The 24,171-nt window shown below is 35.9% G+C and carries 22 protein-coding genes; 12 read left to right on the top strand and 10 right to left on the bottom strand.

Annotation, left to right across the window (positions count from 1 at the left end; translation table 11 throughout):
- Window positions 1–84 precede the first annotated feature (84 nt).
- The 7 genes from AC056_RS09050 to AC056_RS09020 all read right to left on the bottom strand — a co-directional run bounded on the left by AC056_RS09050 (window position 85) and on the right by AC056_RS09020 (window position 10,646).
- On the bottom strand, window positions 85–858 hold the full coding sequence (locus tag AC056_RS09050; RefSeq protein ID WP_139344638.1) for an HpcH/HpaI aldolase family protein: 774 nt from the start codon (window positions 856–858) through the stop codon (window positions 85–87).
- Entirely contained in the window at window positions 851–4,378 is a 3,528-nt protein-coding gene (locus AC056_RS09045) for an IucA/IucC family protein (protein ID WP_077163403.1), read from the bottom strand. Before AC056_RS09045 ends, AC056_RS09050 begins: the two co-directional genes overlap by 8 nt.
- Window positions 4,375–5,580 carry an MFS transporter gene (locus AC056_RS09040; RefSeq protein ID WP_077163402.1) on the bottom strand — a complete coding sequence of 402 codons (1,206 nt, stop codon included), beginning with the start codon at window positions 5,578–5,580 and terminating at the stop codon, window positions 4,375–4,377. The genes AC056_RS09045 and AC056_RS09040 overlap by 4 nt, the downstream gene beginning before the upstream one ends.
- A gap of 3 nt (window positions 5,581–5,583) precedes the next feature.
- Complete coding sequence (locus AC056_RS09035) at window positions 5,584–7,224, bottom strand: IucA/IucC family protein (RefSeq protein WP_077163463.1); 1,641 nt, start codon at window positions 7,222–7,224, stop codon at window positions 5,584–5,586.
- Between the two features lie 71 nt (window positions 7,225–7,295).
- On the bottom strand, window positions 7,296–8,309 hold the full coding sequence (gene sbnB / locus AC056_RS09030; protein ID WP_003652251.1) for a 2,3-diaminopropionate biosynthesis protein SbnB: 1,014 nt from the start codon (window positions 8,307–8,309) through the stop codon (window positions 7,296–7,298).
- Between the two features lie 21 nt (window positions 8,310–8,330).
- A complete protein-coding gene (sbnA, locus tag AC056_RS09025) occupies window positions 8,331–9,335 on the bottom strand; it encodes a 2,3-diaminopropionate biosynthesis protein SbnA (RefSeq protein ID WP_077163401.1) in 1,005 nt (334 codons plus the stop codon).
- 363 nt (window positions 9,336–9,698) lie between these two features.
- On the bottom strand, window positions 9,699–10,646 hold the full coding sequence (locus tag AC056_RS09020) for a metal-dependent hydrolase (protein WP_077163400.1): 948 nt from the start codon (window positions 10,644–10,646) through the stop codon (window positions 9,699–9,701).
- A gap of 327 nt (window positions 10,647–10,973) precedes the next feature.
- On the opposite strand from AC056_RS09020, the gene AC056_RS09015 reads away from it, so the two are divergent.
- From AC056_RS09015 to AC056_RS08985, 7 genes are all read left to right on the top strand, one after another.
- On the top strand, window positions 10,974–12,209 hold the full coding sequence (locus AC056_RS09015) for a mechanosensitive ion channel family protein (protein WP_004701012.1): 1,236 nt from the start codon (window positions 10,974–10,976) through the stop codon (window positions 12,207–12,209).
- A 307-nt stretch (window positions 12,210–12,516) separates the two neighbouring features.
- On the top strand, window positions 12,517–12,768 hold the full coding sequence (locus tag AC056_RS09010; protein ID WP_004701014.1) for a hypothetical protein: 252 nt from the start codon (window positions 12,517–12,519) through the stop codon (window positions 12,766–12,768).
- A gap of 407 nt (window positions 12,769–13,175) precedes the next feature.
- Window positions 13,176–13,646, top strand: coding sequence for a hypothetical protein (locus tag AC056_RS09005; protein ID WP_077163399.1), 471 nt, complete (start codon window positions 13,176–13,178; stop codon window positions 13,644–13,646).
- Between the two features lie 182 nt (window positions 13,647–13,828).
- Window positions 13,829–14,182, top strand: a complete 354-nt coding sequence (locus AC056_RS09000; protein ID WP_228144359.1) for a hypothetical protein — start codon at window positions 13,829–13,831, stop codon at window positions 14,180–14,182.
- A 182-nt stretch (window positions 14,183–14,364) separates the two neighbouring features.
- Window positions 14,365–14,646, top strand: coding sequence for a hypothetical protein (locus AC056_RS08995; protein WP_004701021.1), 282 nt, complete (start codon window positions 14,365–14,367; stop codon window positions 14,644–14,646).
- Between the two features lie 175 nt (window positions 14,647–14,821).
- Window positions 14,822–15,205 (top strand): hypothetical protein, encoded by a 384-nt coding sequence (locus tag AC056_RS08990; RefSeq protein WP_077163397.1) that lies wholly within the window; start codon window positions 14,822–14,824, stop codon window positions 15,203–15,205.
- Window positions 15,206–15,416: 211 nt separating this feature from the next.
- Window positions 15,417–15,548, top strand: coding sequence for a hypothetical protein (locus AC056_RS08985; RefSeq protein WP_019458666.1), 132 nt, complete (start codon window positions 15,417–15,419; stop codon window positions 15,546–15,548).
- A gap of 42 nt (window positions 15,549–15,590) precedes the next feature.
- Here the strand turns inward: AC056_RS08985 and AC056_RS08980 are convergent, their stop codons facing one another.
- Complete coding sequence (locus tag AC056_RS08980) at window positions 15,591–16,295, bottom strand: hypothetical protein (RefSeq protein ID WP_077163396.1); 705 nt, start codon at window positions 16,293–16,295, stop codon at window positions 15,591–15,593.
- Between the two features lie 381 nt (window positions 16,296–16,676).
- Between AC056_RS08980 and AC056_RS08975 the strand changes: the two genes are divergently transcribed.
- Window positions 16,677–17,108, top strand: a complete 432-nt coding sequence (locus AC056_RS08975; RefSeq protein WP_077163395.1) for a DNA breaking-rejoining protein — start codon at window positions 16,677–16,679, stop codon at window positions 17,106–17,108.
- Between the two features lie 60 nt (window positions 17,109–17,168).
- Here the strand turns inward: AC056_RS08975 and AC056_RS08970 are convergent, their stop codons facing one another.
- Together AC056_RS08970 and AC056_RS08965 are read right to left on the bottom strand one after the other, a co-directional pair.
- Complete coding sequence (locus tag AC056_RS08970; protein ID WP_077163394.1) at window positions 17,169–18,752, bottom strand: ATP-binding cassette domain-containing protein; 1,584 nt, start codon at window positions 18,750–18,752, stop codon at window positions 17,169–17,171.
- A 265-nt stretch (window positions 18,753–19,017) separates the two neighbouring features.
- Entirely contained in the window at window positions 19,018–19,461 is a 444-nt protein-coding gene (locus AC056_RS08965; RefSeq protein ID WP_077163393.1) for a universal stress protein, read from the bottom strand.
- A gap of 285 nt (window positions 19,462–19,746) precedes the next feature.
- Between AC056_RS08965 and AC056_RS08960 the strand changes: the two genes are divergently transcribed.
- The 4 genes from AC056_RS08960 to mgtA all read left to right on the top strand — a co-directional run bounded on the left by AC056_RS08960 (window position 19,747) and on the right by mgtA (window position 24,166).
- Window positions 19,747–19,974: a hypothetical protein gene (locus tag AC056_RS08960; RefSeq protein WP_004701036.1), complete on the top strand. Its 228-nt coding sequence runs from the start codon at window positions 19,747–19,749 to the stop codon at window positions 19,972–19,974.
- Between the two features lie 428 nt (window positions 19,975–20,402).
- Window positions 20,403–20,846 carry an RDD family protein gene (locus AC056_RS08955; protein ID WP_077163392.1) on the top strand — a complete coding sequence of 148 codons (444 nt, stop codon included), beginning with the start codon at window positions 20,403–20,405 and terminating at the stop codon, window positions 20,844–20,846.
- A 303-nt stretch (window positions 20,847–21,149) separates the two neighbouring features.
- Window positions 21,150–21,308, top strand: coding sequence for a hypothetical protein (locus AC056_RS19580; RefSeq protein ID WP_004701042.1), 159 nt, complete (start codon window positions 21,150–21,152; stop codon window positions 21,306–21,308).
- Between the two features lie 101 nt (window positions 21,309–21,409).
- On the top strand, window positions 21,410–24,166 hold the full coding sequence (gene mgtA / locus AC056_RS08950; RefSeq protein WP_077163391.1) for a magnesium-translocating P-type ATPase: 2,757 nt from the start codon (window positions 21,410–21,412) through the stop codon (window positions 24,164–24,166).
- Window positions 24,167–24,171 lie beyond the last annotated feature (5 nt).

The following is a 24,171-nucleotide window of genomic DNA, read 5'->3' as shown; positions in this document are numbered from 1 at the left end:
TTAATTGCTTTAAAATAATATATTTGAAATTTATTCAATGAATTAGGGGAATAGGCTTTTATTCCCCTAAAAAGATTTGAACAGTTATGAGTTGTCTTTAAAGGTGTTTAGATGGTTTTGATGGGCACGGCGAATAATGCTGCGGTCATCGCCGAGTACAAAAAGCTGAACAGATTGCTGTTTCCATGCCGCGATATCTTCAGGTTGTCGAGGAATGGCGCAGAAATGCTTTTGACTATTTTTAGTCTTTAAATACATCTCTTGAACTTTTTCTTTCACCTTTGGATGGCTAGTTTGCCACGGCATTCCCATCGATTGAGAAAGGTCGGCAGCACCTTCAAGAATAATATCAATGCCTTCGACTTTTAAAATTTCACTAAGTTGTTCTAGTCCTTCTAAGCTTTCAATCATAGCAATGACAACAGTCTCGTTTGCAGCCTGTTGAACAAAACTCGCTAAATCGTCCATGCCGTATCGATTTAACCTTGTCGAGTTGAGTCCTCTTTGCCCAAGCGGCATATAGTGGCAATAGTTCACCGCCTGTTGAGCCTGCTCCGCATTTTCAATACGCGGAAACACAATGCCCGTTACCCCTGCATCGAGCAGAGGTAGAACTAAATGGTTAGCGTTTAACGGCACTCTTACAAACACATCGAGGCTCATAGCTCTAGCGGCTAAAAGCATGGTCTCGACTTGAGACGTACTAAATAAAGTATGTTCCAAGTCGATAATAATAAAGTCATAGCCCGCAAGTGCCAGTTGTTCAACATTAATCGGAGAAGCTACGGAACAAAATATTCCGTAGAGCGTCTCACCATGTGCTATTCGCTTCTTAAAAGAAATCGAATGCTTATTCATATTCAATTTCCTTAATAAGGCTAAGCGGGTTTGGTGTGGTTTGTACTCTTAAGCGAATTTCCGGAAGGAAACGGCGGCTTGCGAGTTGTTCAATATCAATGGTGTCATCTGTAAAGTTAAACAATTCATATCGCTCGGCAAACTCTGGGTGAGCTTCTTTGTGTTGATTAATAATGGTTCTTAACATAGTCCAGAATTTGATTTCATCGAAGCCATAATGTTCATTTAAGAAAATCGCTAACTCTGCGAGATTTACAAACCAAAGCGCATCTTGAGTAAAGTCTCTGAGCTCATTTGGAGAGTGGGTTTCCAAGAACGAGTTCGGGTTAATTTTGGCATGTTCTTTAGGTGCATCTTGCAAGTTAGGTAAAAGATTCGGCTCACGTAAAAGATGGCGGCTAAAACGAATTCCATCGTGGAAATCTTTCAATGCAGCTTTAACAGGTAAGCCATTTTTATGAATCAGAACCATGTTTTGTGCATGTGATTCTAAAGCGAGGCCGTGGCACCATAAAATATGCATGATTGGTAAATAAGCATTGATGAGTAATTTTTCTAACCAGAACTCGATACCGTACTCTTGAATCCAATCATCAATGAGAGGTTTTTGGTCAATATCGAGTTGCATCAATCCTGTTACTGGAGTTGCCGATTCACCTTCTTTTAAGTAGCTGTAAATACTTTCGCGCCAAATGCAGGCGAGTGCGCCGTATTGAACAGGTAGCGCAATCGGCTGGTTCACTGAAAGACCGCCAATCTCTCTTAAAATAACAGGCTTACGCTGTTTTTCTAAAATAGAGTCTTGTTCAACAATGTTATACAGCCAGTCACTCATTTTTGCCGCATTTTGAACGGTATGCGGTGCCAGTACACGGGAAGTCGAAGTATTGACCAAGTTCATTGCCAACTTGAGAGAAAGCGCTGAAATATCGCTAATATTTGATAAAGTTCGAATCGACTGCTGTGGTAAATAAGTTGGACCTTCAATATCTAACGGAATGATCAGTTGGTTGCTGATTGCATCTTGATAATATAATTCAATAATTTTATCCCACTGCCACGGGTGAATTGGAGTGAGGATATAATCTTTAAAATCTACATTTTGCTCTTTTAATTGATCATTAATGGCTTGTAGATCTTTTTCTGAAAAATGCTGTTTATAAAGCTGTTCTAAGTTAATGGTTTCACTTAAAACTAGTTTGCATAAACTGTTATGAGTCGCCACCCATTGAACCGTAAAGCCTTCAGAAAGCTCTGGTGCATATTTTTGATTTTCTTTTAAATCGAAGCCGATACGTGACTTAAAGCTTGGGTGATATAAATGGGCGTTGGTAATTCGCGCTTCTTGTTCTAGGTACGGCAAAGTTCTTAAAGGTTGAGCAGGTGCTTGGCTTAAAGTTTGCGCATGTTTAACGTAAGTTAAATTGAGTTCATCATTAAAGTTTTGCCATTTAACTGGATCAGCTTCAATAATATTTTTTAAATCGGCAAGTAGCGTTTTTAAGCTAGGACGAGTTTCAGCATCTAACGTAATATCAGAACGGATTAAGCTTGAAGGATCTAATTTAATTCGTTTAAAACTAAAGTGTCGTTTTGCTGCACAGGTATAAAAAACGGTATCGGAAATATAGAACTTGATTTGACCTTTAGAAAACTCGTATTTAAAAGTATTTTCAAAAATAAGCGCTTCTAGTAATTGGCCCATCACGCGATTTTCCGCGAGGGTTTTATAATTGGTTTGTTGTGTTGGTTGAAGAGGGCAAAGCGCTTCTGCTCCGCGATATTTATAAATAGGGTTTTCAACTTCAATCCAGATAGGATTGCCACCACTGTGGTAGAGCGTATTTAACATATTTGCCTTGATTGGTAATGTGAGTGAATTAATTAATAAATCGCGGTACTGCTGACCTTTGGCGCTAAAGTTTTCTTGTGTGAGCGTAAGACGGGTGGCTTGCCAAAGTTCAGATTCTTCAATGGCTGTAACTCGTGAAATTGCACTGATGAGATGAGCAATATGGTTGATCACGAGGTAATATTTTAAAAAGGTCCATGCATCTTTTTGAGAGAACCAAACGGTACTATCTTCAGAAATAGATGAGTCATCTTCTATCATTTCTGGAACAATGCTAATGCCTTCCATGTCTCGAAGAATAAGGCGATGTGGATAGCCGTTTTTAAATTCCATTAAGCTGTTTTGCATGTGCGCTTCTACGCTAATGCCTTTGTTTGCAAACAACTCAATTAATGGAATGAGTGAAACTTTAACGTACTGTTTCCACCAAAAAGTAATGAAGTCTTTCGCATCGTTCGATTGTAAGTTTTGATTCGGTGCAGCTTGCTGAATAAAGCTTAAAAGTGGGATTTCATGGTTTTCGTTTTCTTCAACCAAGCCACCTAGCATTCGGGTATTTTCTAATACATCTGGCGTGAGTCCTGCTCTATAAATAATGCCAAATGAACTTTCTAACTCAGGAATTTTGACTGTTTTTGCCTCGAGTTCGGGCAGAATCACAAGGTCGGGATATTGTTCATTAATCTTGTGATTAATAATAATTTTGCTCGCATCAATCGCGCGTTCCATTTCATCCATTGGGTTATTACGAATGAAACTGGTAATTCGTACATCAATAGAGAGTTTTAAGAATAGGTTCGATTGAGGTAACCACACTGTACGAACGGATGAGGTCGGCCATACCGTTTGACCTAAAGCGCCCAGATAGATTACGTCTTGGCTGTCTAAATGTTTCTTTAACGATGGATGTTGAAGTAAGAAATTGGCTTGCCACGGATGCGTTGGCATGAGTTCATAATTAGTGAATTTCTCTTGCAAACGATCTTTTGCTGCTTCTAAAACTTCATTTTCAATACGGTGAGAAGGTTCGGTCTCACTTACAAGTTTTTGGATTAAAGACGAATGAACCGCAAAGTAGTGGAGTTGGAAACTCGCACCTAACTCAGGGCTATACTTTTTCATGTCTTCTTTAGAAAAACCTAAGTTGGCTTTAGAGGTCACATGAAAAGGGTGCCCATACAACATGCCTTGCTCAGTTGCCTGAAAACCACTCAATGCTTTAGATGCTGATTGGGAAGGCTTATTTTCTAAAAAGAATTTTGTGTTCTCGATACTATTGGCAATATCGGAGTACAGATTTTTATTGTGGTTTTTATCTTTAAATAAGCTATTCAGTTCATCTGTAATCAGCTTCACTAACTGTTTAGGGTTAGTGAGTGAGTCAAACGTATTGTCGTTCAAATTTTGCAGAACAAAACCACGTTGATATCTGTGATAACCCGTAGTTGATAAGTGCTGAACTGCGCCATAAATAACCGTGTTAGATGCATGAAATGTATAAGCAAAACATAGGGTGTCTGGTTGCTCTGCATATAGGGTGAATAACGGAGAATCTTGAGAGGGAATAATGCATTCTTCAAGATTCACTTTGAGTTCACGAAAGAAAGTATTCAGGTACTGTTCGAAAAGTTTATAAGACCATGCATCTGTTGTAATAATTGAGTTCATTCTTGTGCCTCTTTTAAAATTGTATCCATTAAAAATCTATTCAAAATCACCACTAATCCCGCACCGATAAAAAATAGTGAGGTGCAGATTAATGCCGCGGTAATATTGAAAAATGAGTAGGTGAGCGTGATGGTGATTGGGCCAATAAGCTGTCCTAAGACAAAGGCACTGTTAGAAATGCCAATCACTTTTCCTTGGCTTTGAGCGCCAGCTTTTAGAGAAATGGTGTGTAAGATCGAAGGAATCAGGGCTGCAAAGCAAAAGCCTTGTATGAGTCGTAATACAAGAACTAGCCAAATATTCGAAACCCAGATCAATGCGAAAATTGTGATGCCGCAAATTAAAGATGCGTAAATGAAGTTATTAAAAGAATCTCCTTTATCATCATTTCGTTTTCCCCAATAGGTTGCAGCAATAAAGGCTGCTCCCCATGAAAGCGCATGAATGGTTCCTGTTAAGCTTGCTGCAGATAACGATGAATGAGTGCTTTGGCTTATTTCACTAATGTATAAAACGAAGCAAGACACCAAACCAAAGCCACCCGCTTGAACCAAAATGCCAGCGCTTAACCATGAAAAAATCGTTCTATCAAAGAAAGCGGGAAGCTTAGATTTCTCTTTGGTTTTTGTGGTTTCAGTTTTAACGGGATTAGTTAATACAAATGACGCGATCACAATGAGCGTCATCACAACAAATGCTGTTGCGTTGAGTAATACTTCAACCCGCCATTGATCCATAAATATCCCGCCGAGCACGGGGCCACATAGGCAAGCGAGCGCAACACTACTTTGTAGTTGCCCAAAAGCGGCACCACGTTGTTGCTCGTTGGAAAGATATGAAACATAGGCATTTAAAATCACAGAAAGACCGCAAAAACCGAGTAGAATTCGCGCGAAAATAAATAGGTATAAATGCTGGGCGCTCGCCATGAGCAGTATTGAAATACAGAAACCAGCCAATGAAAGTAACAAGGCTTTTTTATGCCCGAATGTGTCGGATAGATGACCCACAATCGGTGCTGTAAATAAACTGCCAATGGCGGGAGCCGCGAGTGCCAAACCTGCCCAGATAGTGGGAGCACTCATATGCGCCGTCAGTTTTTCCATATAGAGCGGCATGATTGGAATAAGCACCATGAGCCCAAAAGTGGAAAAAAACTGACAGAGCAAAATAATGAAATGATCTAGGCGAGATGAGCGCATGATTTAGATATCCATGGTCTCATAGCTAGAAACAGATAAGCTGTGATAAGGGTTTGGCGTACTTCCGATTTTACTTGGCATGCCTGTTGAGTCGCTTTCTTGCGCAAGTAAAGGCGTAAGTAGCTGTTTGAATGGCCAAGTCTTATTGTCGAAAAGATAAGTTTGAATTTGCGATTTTGTTTGCTCTGAAATGGGTTGGGTTTCTATAAAATCGTGAATAATGTCTTGAACCATCTCCCAAAAATCGCTTTCTGTACGATCCGTATATTTCAAGGCAGCTAGAGCAATTGGGTAGAGGTTAATTTGAATGCCTAAGGTAATGAAGTAATTAAATAAGTCTTCATTTTTAGTAAAGATAAGATTGTTCGGTGTACTGGTATCAATGGTATAAATCGGAGGGGTAAAACCACTTTCTTCAATGGCTGTGGTACATATTCTTAAGGTATCGTGGTCACGCAAAACAAAGCATTTCAACTTGTTATTTTCATAACACACTATGGTGTTTTGCCCGTGGCATTCAGGCATGATGCCTTTTGTCCAAAGCGTTAAAAATGTTTGAATGAAATGAACACTTAAGTCTTTTAGTAATGTCCATTTGTCACCTTCAACACCTAAAGCTTCCCAAGGGTCAACATAGGTACAGCTTAAAGATGACATAGTGATTGGAATAACTTTTTTGTCTTGGCAAATATCCGGTAAATGTCGGACTTGGCAACCGATTATCCCTAAATTTTTTACAATCGGCTCTTGCTTACCGAGCACCCACCAATGTGTTTCATTACTCAAAAAGAGACGATTTTTTATTAAAGCAGTTTCATTAATAACGTCATTTAAAAAATCATAAGCCGTATGCCCATTCATTAAATAACGACCTGGCATAGAACGGATTGCACCTAATGTTTTGGCATTGGTTGAGAGTTTTAAATGTAGAGTAGGGTTTGCATTGTGAATAAGGGTTCTTAAAGAAGACGTCGGTAAACCAATTGTGGTGACATGGTTTAGGTCAATACCGCCGTACTTATTTTCATCAAACTTTAAATAGCGATGTTGGGTCTCTAGTAAAGGCAGGGCTAAGTAGTTATCTGAAAGCTCAGCCATTTTGTCAGCAATAAGACTTTCCTCAACTTCTGATAAAAGAAGCTCTTTATGAGGAATCGACTCCATATTGTTGATCACGTCATCTTGCTTAAAAGCCCACCAGTACACTTCAATTTCTTTTTGAGTTGTAAGTGGTGCAAGTTCACCTTTTGAGTGAGCGAATGGATGAAATGGACGGTCAGCGACCAGCGATAGCAATTCACTCGTAATCAAAGGCGAAGAAAATGACAGGGCTGACTGTAAGATTTGAGGAATTTTTTCAGCCGTTACTAAGTTTTCGAGCCAATAATTAACAGCTTTTTGATGGTGTGGTGACGGCCACCAATTTGCTTTGGTTAAATAGTTAAAAACTTCAGAAATAGAAATTTTAGAAGTTGTATTGCTCAAGAGGTTATGAAGCAAAACTTCGGGTTGGGTAACATAGAAAGGATTTACACCATCTACTTTTAAACAGTTGAAATAGAGTTCCAACTCATCATTGAGAGTAATTGCCAGATAAGGCTTTTTATAGGAAATATGATCTTTAAAATCTCCATAATTCTCCATGTAGAGTGCATCTATTGTTTTTTGTAGTTGTGCTGTGTAAATCCGATCTAACATTTTAGTTATTCCTATTCTTATAAAAGTGGTAGAACCGTGCCAACGTTTTGTTCTTGTGCGGCATTGAAGAACCATTTAGCGCAGACAATGTCATCAATCGCCATGCCCATTGGATTGAGCAAAATGATTTCATCTTCGTGTTCACGACCGTTTTTATGACCAATAATGATGTCGCCAAGTTCAGCATGTAGTTTTTCACGGCTGAATAAGCCATCCTCAACCAGCACGTTGATAACTTTCTTTTCTCGGTTTGATTGATCCCAGTCATCCACAATGACTTTGTCGACTTTTAAGAAGACTTCAGGTTCAATATCCATAATTGAAATGTTTGAAACAAAGCAGCCCTTTTTAAGCCATTCAAACGGAATGTATGGCTTATCTGAAACGGTACAGGTAATGAGGACATCGGCTTGTTGAATCGCAGACTTGGCGCTGTCATGAATTTCAATTTCTAGATGTGGATATTCCGATAAGAACAAAGCTTTGAGTTTTTCAGCCGCTTCAGGGTTCACATCAAATAAATGGATTTTTTTCACTTGGGCATATTGTTCAAGCACCGTCTTAATCTGCATTTGGGCAATTGGGCCGCAGCCAATTACGGTAATGTCAGAAAAGTCTTTTTTTGCTAGATACTTAATCGAAACACCCGTAATTGCAGCAGTTCGCATGGCACTGATAAGGCTGCCTTCCATCACTGCCACTGGATAATTTGTTTCTGAGTCATTTAAAACAATTAATGCGCTCGCACGCGGAATATTGAATTTTTTAGGGTTATGTTGTCTTGAACCAATCCACTTAATTCCGGCAATTGGGTCATTACCGCCTAAATAACACGGCATAGCGATAATACGGTCAGCAATATGGTCTGCACCTTGCCAGCGAAGATACGGTTTTAAGGGTTGTACAAACTGTTTATTTGCATGCAGGGTTAAACCTTCAGTAATCGCTTCAATAAATGAATTACTATGATTTGCGCCAAGATTTAATAAATCTGATTGACTTAAATAGCGAAGGGTAGCCAAATTGCTCATGAATATGTCCTAAGGAGAAAGTTAAACAACATTTTGTAAAGTAAGGTTTTCTTGGCGTCGTATGTTTCGATTAAAGTGACGCTTTTTGATCATTTCGAACCATTCATCTTCATAAACCAGATCGAGATAACGATCACCGCGATCGGGCAGCAGCGTTAAAACGCATGAACCTTCAGGAATGGTTGGAATCAATTTTTTTATGGCTGAAATAGATGAGCCGCTTGAACCGCCTGCAAAGATTCCTTCGTGTTCAAGAAGTTCTCTACAACCAAGTGCCGACTCGTAGTCATCTACATAAATGACATCATCAATTTCATCGGGGGAGAGGAGAGCCGGAACAGTACTTGCTCCAATACCGGGAATTTCGCGTGGACCAGATGTACCACCGAACAGCACAGAGCCGACAATATCGACAGCGATGACTTTTAATTCTGGAAATCTTTCTTTAAGGCGACGAGACACGCCCATAATCGTGCCGGAGGTACTTGCTCCAATCACGAGGTAATCAATCTTGCGATCAATTTGATTTAGGATTTCTTCTGCTTCACCAAAATAGTGGCTTTTCCAGTTGTTTGGATTGGCATATTGATTAATCCAAACCGCATTTGGTAGTTGTTGGCAGAGCCGTTTTACGGTGTCAATTCGGGTTTTTAAATAACCGCCGTTTTGGTCTTTTTCAGAGACCATTTCGATATTGGCTTTGTAAAGCTTCAGCATTTGTAGGTTTGCTGAGGCAATTTTCGGATCAATAACGGCAGTAAATTTTAATCCATATATTTTGCAAGCCATTGCAAGCGCAATCGCTAAGTTCCCTGACGAACTTTCAACAATGTGACTATCTTTATGAATTACTCCAGATTTTAAGCCTTCCTGTAACATGAATAATGCCGGACGGTCTTTAATACTTCCTCCTGGGTTTAACAATTCCATTTTCGCAATCACTGAGACTGATTGATGCGTGAATAGCCTTGATAGTTGTAATAGTGGCGTTTTACCTATGCATTCGAGAATATTTTCATGGATCATGGCAGATCTTCTCAGGTTTTTATGTGTTGTAAATGATAATTATTATTAATTAAATTATTATTACGATTTATTCCAAGATTGTTGCGGTTTGTAAAGAAAAAGCAGGGGGAGTTATAGGAATTTTCACTAAATTTTTTGATCTAATTCTTTGAATAATAAAATCTATATTTTGTAAAAGGCTAAATAAATTAAGTTTTTAAATATAAGCAGATAGGCAGGAACTTACTATTTTATAAAAATTGATCACACTAACAAAAAGTAATCTTTTGGAAAAAATGACGGATATATTTTGTGAATAATGCTTTTTACATAAAAAAAGCCCCTATAAAGGGGCGCTGATTAAAACAAAAAATAGGTCAGCATTTAGCTTAATGTTGAAGCCGTAGCAGAATGTTGTGTCATTTGTTCAAAGTATTGAACCGCAGGTGAGCGAGCCATATAGGCTAAAGCTTGTTCGGTGTCACCTTCATGGATCGGATTAAATTTTGGAGACACCCATCTTAATGTCGCTTTCCATAAATATTTGATTGTTGGTAGGTTATCTGATTGAGTAGCAGTTTTTTCAAACTCACGAATAATATTAATGTAACCCCGACGCATCAATTTTTGAATATCTTGGTGTTCCAAATCTTGTCGCCCAAGACTACGGGCGAAATCGGCAAGAAAATAAATAAATAATGGGAAAACTGCCATCATGATGGCTTGCCTAGAAATATAAAAACCAAATTTATTTGTTAATAAATGCTCAAATAAGTCATAGGCAACACAGCGATGTTCAACTTCTTCTGCAAGATGCCAACGGAATAAATCTGCCATGGCAGGATCTACCTTATCCCACGACTTACTATCGAGAGTCCATTGGCCAATCGTTCCGGTAAAGTGCTCAATTGCAGCAATTACACCGACTCGGAATAGTAACCAATACTCCTCAACTTTCTCACCTTTTAAAAAAGGAATACCAAGAGGTTTGTCACCTAATAAAATATTAAAAACCAGATGAGCACGATTGAGAGGATCTTGAATGTCGTAGCCATGTTCCCTTAAAAAGTCTTGCGCTTTTTCATGGGCACGAGCATGAGCTGCTTCTTGACGTACAAAACCAACGACCTCTTGTTTTAATTTTTCATTGTTAATGTAGGGTAGAGTTTTATTGAACACTCGGCAGAACCAAAACTCACCCGCAGGCAAAAGCATATTTATGCCATTAGCAACATGTGAACACAGAGGGTCATTTGGCATCCAACATACAGATGACTCTGAAAAGTCGAAATATACTTTTCTTGCTTTAAGTTGATGATTCCCTGTGAGCATAGATGTCACTCCATTCATAATTTTTGATTTAATGCGAATGGCTAATTTTTAGCATTAGGTAAATTTATTCACCATGTGCTTAAAGGACAAAAATCTGATTTAGATGGTCTACAAAGATAAAAGCGGCTTTGCGTTAGAAATTATTTAAGAACTTTCTAAAAATTTAAGCTTATTGTCTGTATGAATCATATTTCCATAAATTAATCTAATTTAGCGATTAAGTATTATAGACGTGTTGTATTTATGACGACATATGTAAACAAGTCTTAATCTATAGCACACGAACACTTTAAAATTATTGAAAATAAAGTTTTAAGGTGTAGAGGTTTGAATTTTTTTAATTATTATCGAGATCTTCAGGCTGAGTTAAGCAATTATCCTTGGCTAGAAATGATAGTTTCACTCACAATTTTAATTCTATTTGCTGCATTGGCAAACTTCATTGCTAAGCGAATTATTGTTCGGGGTATTCGTCATTTAGTGACTAAAATCAAGTCACTTAATCAATCTGTCTTTGCTCAACATAGTGTCATAAAGCGGTTTGCCAATATTGTTCCTGCTATCGTCATTATGAATGGTATTACCACCGTTCCACACTTATCTGAAAAAGCAATTGCTTTGGTACAGATGGGTGCCCAGGCATTTATTTTCCTGACTATTGCGCTCACGATCAGTGAATTATTAAATATATTTAATTTAATCTATCAACGTAATCCAAAATCTAGAAACAAGCCGATTAAGGGCTATTTGCAACTTGTTAAACTTATCCTGTTTGTAGTCTGTGGTTTAATGATTTTAGGTACATTCCTTAAAAAGGATGTATTTACCTTGCTTGCTGGTTTTGGTGCGATGGCAGCCGTATTAATGTTGGTTTTCCAAAATACGATTTTGTCATTGGTCGCGAGTGTACAAATTGCTTCTTATGACATGGTGCGTATAGGAGACTGGATTGAAATGCCGTCGCTAAATGCCGATGGTGATGTGATTGATATTTCACTACATACTGTAACCGTACAAAACTTTGATAAAACCTATACCACTATTCCAACCAATAAACTTGTTACAGACACTTTTAAAAACTGGCGCGGTATGAGTAACGCTGGATGCCGTCGTATGAAGCGTTCGCTTTTCATTGACCAGAGCAGTGTGCACTTCATGACCGAAGAAGAGCAGCAAAAGCTAAAAGATTTTCTATTGTTAGATCAATATCTCAATGCTAAACAATCTGAGATTGACGAGTTCAATAAGCATTTAGGTAGTCAGTCTCGCTATAACAAAAGACGTTTAACCAATATCGGAACATTTAGAGCGTATGTTGAATTCTATTTGCGTCAGCACAAAGGAATCGCACAAAATCAAACTTTAATTGTTCGTCAATTACAACCGACGAGTGAAGGTCTACCACTAGAGATTTATGCCTTTACTAATACCACTGCATGGGTTTCTTATGAAGCAATTCAGTCCGACATTTTTGACCATCTCATCGCGATTTTGCCTGAGTTTGGTTTAAGAGTGTATCAGGCACCATCAGGCCATGATTTTCAAAAACTTACAGTAGAGTAAGTGGTACAAGAATGCTATCTTCTTTGAATTTTCAAGTAGATAGCATTTTTTTAATATTTTTATACATTAATTTATAAATATTTTTGGAAAATTATTATTAAATAGCGGTATAAATTGACTATATGAGTTATGCGCGTTTCATGACTTAGTAAAGACTGATTTTTAAGCAAACTCGATCCAAAATTTTTAAGGAGTGAGGCTTAAGTAACGAATTTGACACTTTGAACAAAGAAAATACTAAATGTTTAAGAATAACAAACAATAAAGTTGCTTTACTAAAATTTGTTAGGTGAGTTGGAGTGTTTGAATGGCTACAGCAATAGAGAACAGAGCTAGACAACTTAAAAACGCAAAACGTGGAGGATATGCGCCAACCATTGCCAAAGACGTAAACAAACACAAAGTACAAAAATTAAGGAGAGCTCTAGACGAAGCCCGGCGATATGTGAGTGAACTCAATGATGAAACGATTATCTTCGATGATCAAGACGCAAGGCAAAAGGCTGAAGGAGCCAAAGCAATTATTGAAATGTTTGAAGCAGCGCTAAGTAGTGCATAAGCTGCATCACTAAAATATAAACCATAGAAGACCTTGCTGAATATAGGGTTAACTTTTATTATTCGACTAAATCACCTCGTTATTCAGCAAGGCAGTAAATAAAAATAATTCAAATATTCCTATATTCTATTTTTAGCTAACATATCAGAAAAAACTTGGGTCAAATAATATTATTGATCAGCTTAATTTTTTAGAAAATTATTACCAAATATAAAATTTTTCCGCATATAAATTGTGATGAATTTTGCATTTTAATTATTTGCTGTGGTGAGTTATGGGCGCAAGTTTCATAACACTCTTATTGATTACACTTGCCATTTCAACACTTACATACTGAAATGATATATCCATCATACTTCCTTAAAAGTCAGTCTAACAAAAAAAGTTAGAATAAGAGGGAAGGAACCATGCCAAAATTTATAACAATTGCCGAAAAGATCTATAAAAGATTTGAAGAAGATAAATTATTTTCTGACAACCTGATTGAACAACTGAATAATTTAGTCAGCATTATTCGAAAAGAGATAAAGGGCACTCCCTGTAAACTGAAATATAATTTTATAGATTTTGAAGAGTGCTTAAGTAAACCTTTAAATGAATGTACCATTAAAATCGACATGAGCTTAATGCCTAAATATAAAAATAAGGGTGAATATATTATGTGGTTAGCAAGCTTTATTGAAAAAATTACGATAGGTGGGCAGCCAAAACTTCCACCACTTTCAAGTGTTATAGCAGCAGACTTTAATGTAAAAAAAGAAGCCCAGAGGGTACTGGAAAATAAAAAAGCAGTATCGGAAGAAAACGTCAGAATGATCGAAAATTATTTTAATTCTGAAGAGTATAAGAAAAATAATAAAAAAATAAATCTAGTCTAAAGTCCTATAAAAGTGTGTATCCACCGCACTTTTATAATCGCTGGAAAATTTCAGCAACCGCCTTCTGGGGCGGTTTTCTTTATATAACTTATTTACTTTATTTGATCATGATTGTCTTATAATATGCACTTTTTAATTATGATAAGTGAATATTATATATTATGAAATCAAGAGTTTTTATCTTGGGCTTACTTATTTGTACTAATAGTATGGCGGCTTCACACACAAGTTTTGAAGAGGAATATCATAGTCATTTAGAAAAATTCTATACAGCTCAAGCACAAAGAGATACTTTTATAAAAAAGAATGCGAATAAAAATCTAACTAGTGCACAAAGAAAAAAGCTAGATTCAATAGAATGTACTTATATGCAATCTGAACTACAATATAATGAATTTCTTATTGCTAGATTCAAGGAGTATAAAACCTTTATGAAGAAATCTGGTCGAGAACTAGCAAATGATAAAGAATTAATTAAAATGGATATTGATTCTTTAAAAGAAGAAATAAACAGTCCTCATGGAAAGTGTAAATAACTATAAGCACCGATAACGGTGCTTTTTTTCGAAAATTGCTATCAATCTAATTAAAGAAAACAGTTCACTTTTCAACATGATATACATACTTAAACAATTACATTATAAAAAATTCCATAACTTATGTGCATAGCATGTTAAGTTTTCCTACACATCTATAAAAATTATGGAAGGGCTTAAATATGAAATGTTCATATCAAGATTTGGATGGCAATAGAGTTCATGTTACTTGTGAAAGTTATATACACATACCTTTAGGTGTGGGTAAAAGTAAAATAGCAGTAGATAATAGCTCAGAGGACTTAATCCATATCAACGAAGATTTTAGTTTTTTTAAAAAAACAGAGGCAGATTCAATTCCCCTCTATCGATTCGCTATTGATAGTAAAAATAATGTTTTTAATAGTGATGAACTACCTGCTTTGGCACAAATTGGAACTGATTGGGAAATTTTAGATCAATAATTTTTTGATTTGATATATCAGTTGTTTGGCTGTTTTTTCAATATTTTGTAAAATTTATCAAATAGTAAATATTTAACTAAACTTAATAGAGGTATTATAGGCAACTCAGTTAAATATAGTCTAAATATTAATAGGCAGTTTTAGGCTAAATATCGAATATACAGAGAGAAAGAACATGAAGCGCCTTATTACTTTATTTCTATTGCCTTATGCAACGGGGACATTCGCTCAAGAGCCCTTCGAGGTCAGTAAAAGTTGTTTTGTCGTAAATGGTAAAAATACTACAGAGACTTGCTTACTCTCTTCTACAAATAACTCAACATCTAACTTTGAAAGATTAATTTTTCCTAACACTAAAGTATTTATTAAAGAATCAAATATTTGTTCAAACGAGGACCCATGTGTTTCTGTCGGAAGTAACTTATCTAATTTAAAAGATGCACACATTTATTATCGTAATTTAAAGACAAAAAAAATTGTTGATAAACCTGAAAAAGATGCATGGACATGCTTTAATCAACCTCAAGATAAGTTAGATTTTTGTGTTTCTTACGATTAGAACAGAACGAATTGCATTACTCGGATTAGTGAAAAGTTATAAGTAGTGGCTTTATACAATTTCTAAAATAGTGTCTTACTTTGGCTACAGTGCATTGTTTCAGTTTACATTTCTATGTAGATAAAACAAAAAAGTCTATAAACCTATGCTGATCGTAATATTGATAGCCAGTATTTATTAGCTAATCAATGGAAATTGTATGAGGTAAAATATGACTAAAATAATTGCTACTCTAAGCTTAGTAGCAATCGTATCAATCTCTGTTATAGGTTGCCAAGGCGAGAATGATACGAAGCAGCAAGATAAAACTACAACGCCACATTCGCTAGATAAAGATTCATAAAAACAAAAGCCCATCCTGAGATGGGCTTTTTTAATGATCATTTCATTTAGAAAAAAGTGGATTAGTCACAAAGATTAGGCCGACAGAGAAAAATGAGTCATCTTTGGTTTTATTTAAACGGTTACCATAACTTGCATTGAACTGGACATTATCTTTGTACAACATATATTTAATGCCGGTTTGATAAAATGAATTGTCTCGATCATTTCCATAAATTTCGGCAGTAAATGTTAATGGTTTCGTAATGAATGTTTCTGTACCCACACCCCAAGTAGTTTGTTCGCGGTGAGTGGTATGTTCTTTAAGCCAACCCACATTTGTATGTACCAAAAAATGGTCATCTAACATAGAAATACTTAAGGGAACATTCACAGTCCAATCTTTTTCAGAAGTATGGTTGTTACTCATTTGAGTCGAAAATGAAAAACCAATCCCCCAGTTATTCGTCTCAAGTGGTTTTAAGAGTGTTTTCCCTTGCACAGTTGTATAAGTCGCATTGCCAGTGTCGTCAGAAAAATGACGGCCCATGCCTATACCAAATTCAAAATTACCACCAATATTACAAGAAGGGATGACCCAATATTCCTTATCGTTAGGGTTATTCTGCATCCATGAGTCAAGCTGACAGGTGTGGGCAGGAACTAAAGAGGCATCATCGACAACCATTGGTCGACCGGCATAACTTGAAATAAAGGCTAAGCAAGTACTCACAAAGACAATAGATTTTTTTAAGTTCAGAAATAGCATTGATGACTCCAATACAGCAAAGAGCACATGTAAGTATTTGCTAGTTTGTAAACAAAACTGATGAATAAGAATAAAATAAGGTGGGGACTCTCTTAGATCCACAAGAGAGCCAGAGGGCTGTAGTGGATACTTAGATATGAGTCGATGATTTAATTCTATCAATCGAGCAAGTACTCACAATGAAGCCCCCAGAAATTCGTTGGGCGGATTCTAAATTGGTTTTATTGGGCTGGCAAGTTAAAGTTTAGTGACATCTGTTTTTTAAGGCTATAAGAAAATGATTTACAAACTCAAACGGTACACATCAAATTTATACATAAATTAAAACTTAATAAAAAGTATATTTCATATAATTATTCAAAATAATGTTGAGGATTAAAAATGAATAAAATCATTAAAACTATATTATTATCTGGTTTAATTTTATCTATACCATTATCAGTTCTTGCTAAGAATGTTGAAACAAAAGTAAGTTTCTTAAAAGGTTCACATCAAACGATATTAACTGGAAAGTTTCAAGGTTATGATGATGTTAGATATAGAGTGTTTGCAAAAAGTGGGCAAGTTTTAAAATTCAATATTAATAGTTATAGTAATTTAGCTTATGTTAATATTTTTGCTCCAGGTAAAAAGCCAGGCAAAGATCAAGCCTTGTTAGTGGGTTCGACATTAGGTTCTTCTGGAGAAATAGTATTGCCCGTCGATGGTGATTATATTATCCAAGTTTATCAAATGCGAAATAGTGCACGTAAAAATAGAACAGTGTCCTTTAATTTAGATTTGCAAATAGTAGATAATAAAAATATAAAATGACAGAGATAATCTATACATAAGCTCTATACTATCGAGCTTATGTATAGATAAAAAATAGAATCAGTTTAAATAAAGTTTATCTACAATTCCGCATTTATCAACAAAATTTGAATCATGAGAAACAAGTAATACAGCACCTTCATAGCTTGAAATTGCTTTTGCGAAAAGTTCTCTTGATTCGATGTCTAAATGATTTTCTGGTTCATCGAGTAATAAAAGTTCAGGCATAGTCTCTGCATGACTTAAACCTAATAAAGCTACTTTTAGTTTTTCGCCGCCGCTCAGTTGAGTTAAAGGATGGGTACCTTTATCACCACGGAGCCTGAGTTGACCTAGTAAATTTCTCCACTCCAATTCGGAAATATTCGAATTAATATTCCTTAGGTTTTCAACTGCTGATAGATGATCTAACAAAAAGCTAAAGTTCTGATCAAGATAAAAACAATTTACAAATAGGCTAATTTCGTCGGTAGGCAATAAACTACTTTGAACAATCTGTTTCAACAAAGTTGATTTACCAATACCATTGCGACCAACTAAGTGAAGTTTTTGAGAAGCTTTGAGTGCGAAATTAATTGGCTGCTGTGTGCCATAGTTGAGTTTTAGATTATGAACCCTGAGAATTTCTCCTGACCTTTTTTGAAAAGAGGGGAAGACAAATTGCTGGGGCTTAACGGTTTCCAGAAGTACTTTTTTATTCTTTAAGTCTTGCTGGCTTTGATCAATTTGACGCTGATGTTGAGAATGTATTGCTCCTAAGCTTTGCCCAGCCTGTTCTTTTTTAAAGTCGAGTAAAATTTTGGCTTGTGAATTTGAATCACGAAGTTTATTACCAGCACGTTCACGTTTTTGTGCTTTCATTAAGACATCATGTTGCTTCTGCTTCATGTGTTTAACTTCACGTTGATGTTGATGCACCGACTGCTCTAAAGACTCAATCTGATCTTGATATTGCTCATAAAAAAAATCATAGTTTCCTGTAGTGTGATGTAAACCATGTTCATTTAAATAGTAAATATGGTCTACTTTATTGAGTAAAGTCAGATCGTGGCTAATAATAAGAGCACCTGCCGGATGATTTTTTAAGTGAGCAATCAACCACTGTCTAGCATCTTGATCGAGATGGTTACTTGGTTCATCAAGCAATAGATAGTGGTCGGTTTTTAAAAATAATGCTGCTAACGCTAACTTGGTTTTTTGTCCTTCACTTAATTGATGAACTGGAAATTTTAAGTCGGTTGGTAGTTGTGCCGATCGCAATAAAGTTTCCCAAACTGAAGGAAGATCCCATTTGCCCTCTAATAAATCATAATCATCATATTCAGCTTCGCCTTGTTCTACTCTTTGCAAGGCATTGTAGAGATGATCGATCTCTAAAGCTTCTGCAATGGTGGATGAAGAAAGACGCATTAATTGAGATAAATATGCATGCTTCGTTTGCCAAGTAATTTGACCGCTGATGTGCATTTCCTCAGTGGGACAAACTTCTTGGAGCAATTGCATAAGTAAGGATTTACCTTGACCATTACGACCAATTAAAGCGGATACTTGGCGATACTCTAGTGAGAAATTCAATTGTTTAAACATCACTTTCGAAGGAAATTCTAGAGTGAGTTGTGATATTACACATGCCTGCTGAGTCATTAAAACCTCATAAATACAGGATGTACAAAATAGGAAAGTTAAACTTTAAATAAAGACGTTAAGCCACTAAGAAATAGTCTATTTTGCACATCAAAAAAGGAAAATTGATGAGAAAAAGGACTTACTTCATTGGCGTGACTCACAAAAAATAGGAAACGAGCTTGGTATTCTATAGTGATTTTTAGTCTGTGTAAAATTTATGCAGTTTAAAAAGGAAAAGCCCAATCCATAGATATAGATTAGGCTTTCCCTTAACATCAAGAAATTATTCTTTTACGACCAAAACCTGAATTTTGGTGCTGTTAAGAACATCTTGCGCAAAGCTACCTAAAATAAGTTTTTGGAACCCTTTACGGCCATGTGAACCAATAACAATTAAGTCTGATTTTAAGTCTTCTACAGCTTTTAAAATACCGTCAGATGAAATTTCACCCTGAATAATTTCTGTATCAATATCAATACCTTCTTCAGCACATAAAGCTTTTACTTTAGCCAGTGTTTTTTCAGCATTAGCACGAGCTTCAACAAAGTAATCTTTTACAACAGGGGATATGTAATAAAAATCTACACCGCTAAATGGATCTACTGCAACAAGACTAATCGCTGTAAGTTTACTACCAAAAGCCTTAGCAATATGGGCAGCTTGACGTGCTGCTGCCAAAGAAATTTCTGAACCATCTACAGGTACAATAATATGTTGATAATTCATAATGTTATTCCTCTTATTTACAAGTTGTTATATGTATGAAGCTTTTCTTACTTTAAGAGTAACACATTTGTTTAAAGGTACAAATCAATTCAATTAAGTCGCAATCAAATTAAATGAAGTTTAATTATTTATTTGTTTTATAAGGTTTTTAAATATAAATATTAAGATAGTAGAGATTAAACTGAAAACTTATTTTTTAGATGAACTTTACAATAAATTACTTTTTCATATTTTTGTCACACTGAGCTCGTATAACCAAATAGTATATCGAGGGGGAGAGACCATATGGCAGATTTAACAGCAAAGAAAGTAAGTAAGCTTATTGAAGAATTTAAACAAACAGGTAAAGAGCCAGAAAAATTAGTAATCGGCTACAAAACTTATGCAAGGCTTATGGCTGATGATAAATTTGCAGAAAAAGTAGTCCCTTCGCTCGAGAATGCCAAGGATCGATTATATAAAAATCTAAAAATAAAACTCGTTACTGAAAAGCATTATTTTGAAGTTAAATAAGAAATATGATCTTTATCATGTTTTTTGGTGGTATTTAACATTCTGAAAAATTTAATAGCATATTAACTTCAAGCCTCTTTAAATTATTATTAGTTTAGGGTTTTTTTGTGCTGTTTATTATTTAAAAAGAACGTAAAATCGATGTTTTTTCTATTGGGAATAGTTAGCTGTTATATATACCTAATCGAATGAAAATAATTAAGCTACTTTCTTTAGAGTTTTGTGTTTATAAAATACTTAAAAATGATCTATGTTATTTTAATGTGATGAGTGTAGGATCTCGAAAAAATTAGGGCAATTCTTAATAAAATTGAAAATTAAAAAATTACTTCAAGTATTTAAAAATAAAAACGTTTCCTTTACGATGAAACTAAAATGAAGTTATGCGTTTGGTGTAAAATAAAAGTATAAAAAAGTGAGGTGTATGCATGAGTTATAAATACGAATATGCAGGGTTCTGGCTAAGATTTGGGGCAATGATTATAGATAGCCTTATCATGTTTTTAGCAATTATACCTGCAGCATGGATTTTTTATCATGGCGATTATGATTTGATATTTTCTACTGGTTTGAGCAGTAAACCTCAAAATTATGGTTTTGATTTGATAGTAAATTATGCTTTTCCGTTTTTATACACCGTTTTATGTTGGCTCTACTTTGCAGGTACACCTGGAAAACGTTTAATGCGTTTAAAGGTTCTCGATGAAAAAACAGGCAATAAGTTAACTTTGATGCAATCTATCATTCGTTATATTGGATATATTCCATCCATTTTAGTGTTTTGTATCGGTCTTTTTTGGGTGGCGTTTGATCCGAAAAAACAAGGATGGCATGACAAGATGGCGAAAACAGTAGTTGTAAGAGAGCTATAGAGCTTGATTAAAATTTTTGTTAATAAAAAATTACAAAAATAAACTTGTGTGCTAGAGACTAAAACATATACTTGCCGCGAGTTTATTTAATGGAGATCCTAAATGGGTAGTTGTTCGAGGTTCGAGTTTAATTATCAATTAAACCAAAGCCAATACTGAGCAAGATCACCTTTAGGAAGGGCTATCTTGCAATGAGATAGCTTTGTAAAAAATTAGATTAAACCTATACAAATTACTTTATTTGTAATCAAGTACTTCAAGCGCTTATCTGTTTAGTTTCTCGCTAGAAATGGGGAGAAGCCAATGTTTTTATATGCTTCCACACACAGCTATGCCTACCAAACTTCAATGTTGGTAAATAATTCGTCTCATACGATTCAAAGTATCCGAGCTATGTTCAAACCTGTGACTTTCCGTCAGCGTTGGTTTGGCTTTGGGCTAATTTTCTCTTCTTCATCGTAAGTCTACGATCTCCTATTCCTTTCTAAATTTTAAATTTTTATAGACTTTATTTCTTAATAAGGTCGAGAGCTTTGTACGCCTAAAAAATGGAGGATTTCGTGATGAAATTCTGGCAACGACTCTTCACAGCATTTTTACAAAGATTTCATTTGATGCGTTTTTTTGGTCGTAATCGATCTTTTAAAGAGCTACATCAATCAAGCTATGCTCAAGAAATTAGCAAAAATTTATCTATGCGTCTGCTCGATGCATCAAGAGCCCAAACAGGTGACTTATTAAAACAATTCGATACTCACTTCACAGGGCTTACAGAAGAGCAAGCACATACCCAGCAAATGGCAGTGGGACTTAATGAGATTACTCATGAGAAACCATTAACTTGGTGGCAACATCTTTGGTATTGCTACCGCAATCCGTTCAATATTTTGCTTAGCCTTTTGGCACTGATTGCTTTTTTTACCGATGATTTAACTGGCTCAACCATCATTAGTGTGATGGTTATTCTCTCGACGTTACTTCGTTATTGGCAAGAAGCAAAATCAAATCAAGCTGCGGATGCTTTAAAGGCAATGGTGAGCAATACTGCTACAGTACTTCGTCATCAAGTCAGTGCAGAAGATTTAGCGCTTATGCATGAGCGCTATGGTATTGATATTAAGAATCAAACCAACCATCAATTTGAAATGCCAATTCAATATTTGGTGCCAGGTGATGTGATTTTACTATCGGCGGGAGATATGATTCCTGCTGATTGCAGAATTTTAAATGCTAAAGATTTGTTTGTTTCTCAAGCTGCAATGACTGGTGAATCGATGCCTGTCGAGAAATTTCCTTTACAGAAAAATCTCGAAGAAACGAGTGCTTTAGAGCTAGATAATATTGTATTTATGGGAACCAATATTGTTTCTGGTTCGGCTCAAGCAGTTGTTTTAAGTACCGGTATTCAAACATATTTTGGTGCACTCGCTCACCGAGTTACGGCTACTGATCGAAGCAACACAGCATTTCAAATGGGTGTTAACAAAGTCAGTTGGTTACTCATTCGCTTTATGTTGGTGATGGCACCTGTTGTACTGTTCATTAATGGCTTTACCAAAGGTGATTGGACTGAGGCATTTTTATTCGCACTATCTGTTGCTGTTGGTCTTACTCCAGAAATGCTACCGATGATTGTGACTTCAACTTTAGCAAAGGGCGCGGTTTTCTTATCTAAAAAGAAAGTGATTGTTAAACGTCTAGATGCAATCCAAAACTTTGGTGCGATGGATGTTTTATGTACCGATAAAACTGGAACGCTCACTCAAGACAAAATCTTCTTATCTCAACATATTGATGTAAATGGTGAAAAATCAGACTTTGTGCTCATGCAGGCATTTTTAAACAGTTACTATCAAACTGGTTTGAAAAATTTGCTTGATGTGGCTGTGTTAGAAGCTGTAGATGATCAGATCAAAACGCAAAAGTTACGTTATAAGAAGTTAGATGAAGTTCCTTTTGATTTTGATCGCCGCCGTATGTCAGTCGTGGTACAAACGCCTCAAGAAAAAGTGCGTATGATTACTAAAGGCGCAGTTGAGGAAATGTTGAAAGTTTGCCGTTATGTTGAAGTAAATGGCAAAGTAGAACCTTTAACAAAACAACGTGAAGTGGCAATTGAAGCATTAACTCAACGTTATAACCGTGATGGCTTACGTGTTGTTGCTGTAGCGTATCGTGAGTTTGATAATAATCAGGAAAATTATTCGGTTGTTGATGAAAGTGATCTCATTTTAATTGGTTATGTTGCGTTTCTTGATCCACCTAAAGAGTCTGCTCGAGAAGCAGTACAAAGTTTGCATGCTCATGGTGTAACTGTAAAAGTACTTACTGGTGATAATGAGTTTGTCACTCAAAAAGTATGTCGTGAAATTGGTCTGAACTATGATCAGGTTCTGTTAGGTGGTGTAGTTGAAACCTTAACTGATGAGCAGCTCAAAAGAGCAGTGGAGCAATACCATATTTTTGCCAAGTTAAGCCCAGTGCACAAAGAGCGTATTGTTGATCAGTTAAAAGCAAATGGTCATGTGGTTGGCTTCTTGGGAGACGGTATTAATGATGCTGCTGCAATACGTGCTGCCGATATTGGTATTTCTGTAGATACTGCTGTAGACATTGCTAAAGAATCAGCAGATTTAATTTTGCTCGAAAAAAGCTTAATGGTACTTGAAAAGGGTGTAATAGAGGGTCGTCGAACTTTTGCCAATATGTTGAAATACATCAAAATGACGGCGAGTTCAAATTTCGGTAATGTTTTTTCGGTATTAATTGCGAGTGCTTTTATTCCATTTTTACCAATGCTGCCTATTCATTTACTCATCCAAAACTTACTTTATGATGTGTCACAAATCGTGATTCCTTTTGATAATGTTGATGAAGAATTAATAGCAAAACCACAGCGTTGGCAGCCTGAAGAAGTTGGTCGTTTTATGGTGGTATTTGGACCAATTAGCTCAATCTTTGACATTATCACTTTTTGTTTGATGTGGTTTGTGTTTTCGGCAAATACGCCTGAACATCAGACTTTATTCCAGTCTGGTTGGTTTGTGGTGGGATTACTCACTCAAACATTAATTGTTCATATGATCCGTACGGCTAAGATTCCATTTATTCAGAGTCGTGCCGCAACCCCATTGTTAGTCATGACAATGGTGATTATGTGTATTGGTATTTTCTTACCAATGGGGCCTTTAGCAAGTTATTTAAAACTACAAGCTCTACCATTAAGTTATTTCTTATATTTGCCATTCATTTTGATTGCTTATATGTGTATTACTCAATGGGTAAAAAAAATCTACATCCGCCGTTACGGTTGGCAATAAAACTA

Source organism: Acinetobacter genomosp. 33YU (assembly GCF_001990725.1).
Taxonomy (GTDB): domain Bacteria; phylum Pseudomonadota; class Gammaproteobacteria; order Pseudomonadales; family Moraxellaceae; genus Acinetobacter; species Acinetobacter seifertii.
This window is presented reverse-complemented; position numbering and strand designations above follow the sequence as displayed.

Coding starts and splice junctions, on each gene's coding strand:
- AC056_RS09050 (WP_139344638.1), bottom strand. CDS start 858: ATGAATAAGCATTCGATTTCTTTTAAGAAGCGAATAGCACATGGTGAG.
- AC056_RS09045 (WP_077163403.1), bottom strand. CDS start 4,378: ATGAACTCAATTATTACAACAGATGCATGGTCTTATAAACTTTTCGAA.
- AC056_RS09040 (WP_077163402.1), bottom strand. CDS start 5,580: ATGCGCTCATCTCGCCTAGATCATTTCATTATTTTGCTCTGTCAGTTT.
- AC056_RS09035 (WP_077163463.1), bottom strand. CDS start 7,224: ATGGAGAATTATGGAGATTTTAAAGATCATATTTCCTATAAAAAGCCT.
- sbnB (WP_003652251.1), bottom strand. CDS start 8,309: ATGAGCAATTTGGCTACCCTTCGCTATTTAAGTCAATCAGATTTATTA.
- sbnA (WP_077163401.1), bottom strand. CDS start 9,335: ATGATCCATGAAAATATTCTCGAATGCATAGGTAAAACGCCACTATTA.
- AC056_RS09020 (WP_077163400.1), bottom strand. CDS start 10,646: ATGCTCACAGGGAATCATCAACTTAAAGCAAGAAAAGTATATTTCGAC.
- AC056_RS09010 (WP_004701014.1), top strand. CDS start 12,517: ATGGCTACAGCAATAGAGAACAGAGCTAGACAACTTAAAAACGCAAAA.
- AC056_RS09005 (WP_077163399.1), top strand. CDS start 13,176: ATGCCAAAATTTATAACAATTGCCGAAAAGATCTATAAAAGATTTGAA.
- AC056_RS08995 (WP_004701021.1), top strand. CDS start 14,365: ATGAAATGTTCATATCAAGATTTGGATGGCAATAGAGTTCATGTTACT.
- AC056_RS08990 (WP_077163397.1), top strand. CDS start 14,822: ATGAAGCGCCTTATTACTTTATTTCTATTGCCTTATGCAACGGGGACA.
- AC056_RS08985 (WP_019458666.1), top strand. CDS start 15,417: ATGACTAAAATAATTGCTACTCTAAGCTTAGTAGCAATCGTATCAATC.
- AC056_RS08980 (WP_077163396.1), bottom strand. CDS start 16,295: ATGCTATTTCTGAACTTAAAAAAATCTATTGTCTTTGTGAGTACTTGC.
- AC056_RS08975 (WP_077163395.1), top strand. CDS start 16,677: ATGAATAAAATCATTAAAACTATATTATTATCTGGTTTAATTTTATCT.
- AC056_RS08970 (WP_077163394.1), bottom strand. CDS start 18,752: ATGACTCAGCAGGCATGTGTAATATCACAACTCACTCTAGAATTTCCT.
- AC056_RS08965 (WP_077163393.1), bottom strand. CDS start 19,461: ATGAATTATCAACATATTATTGTACCTGTAGATGGTTCAGAAATTTCT.
- AC056_RS08960 (WP_004701036.1), top strand. CDS start 19,747: ATGGCAGATTTAACAGCAAAGAAAGTAAGTAAGCTTATTGAAGAATTT.
- AC056_RS08955 (WP_077163392.1), top strand. CDS start 20,403: ATGAGTTATAAATACGAATATGCAGGGTTCTGGCTAAGATTTGGGGCA.
- AC056_RS19580 (WP_004701042.1), top strand. CDS start 21,150: ATGTTTTTATATGCTTCCACACACAGCTATGCCTACCAAACTTCAATG.
- mgtA (WP_077163391.1), top strand. CDS start 21,410: ATGAAATTCTGGCAACGACTCTTCACAGCATTTTTACAAAGATTTCAT.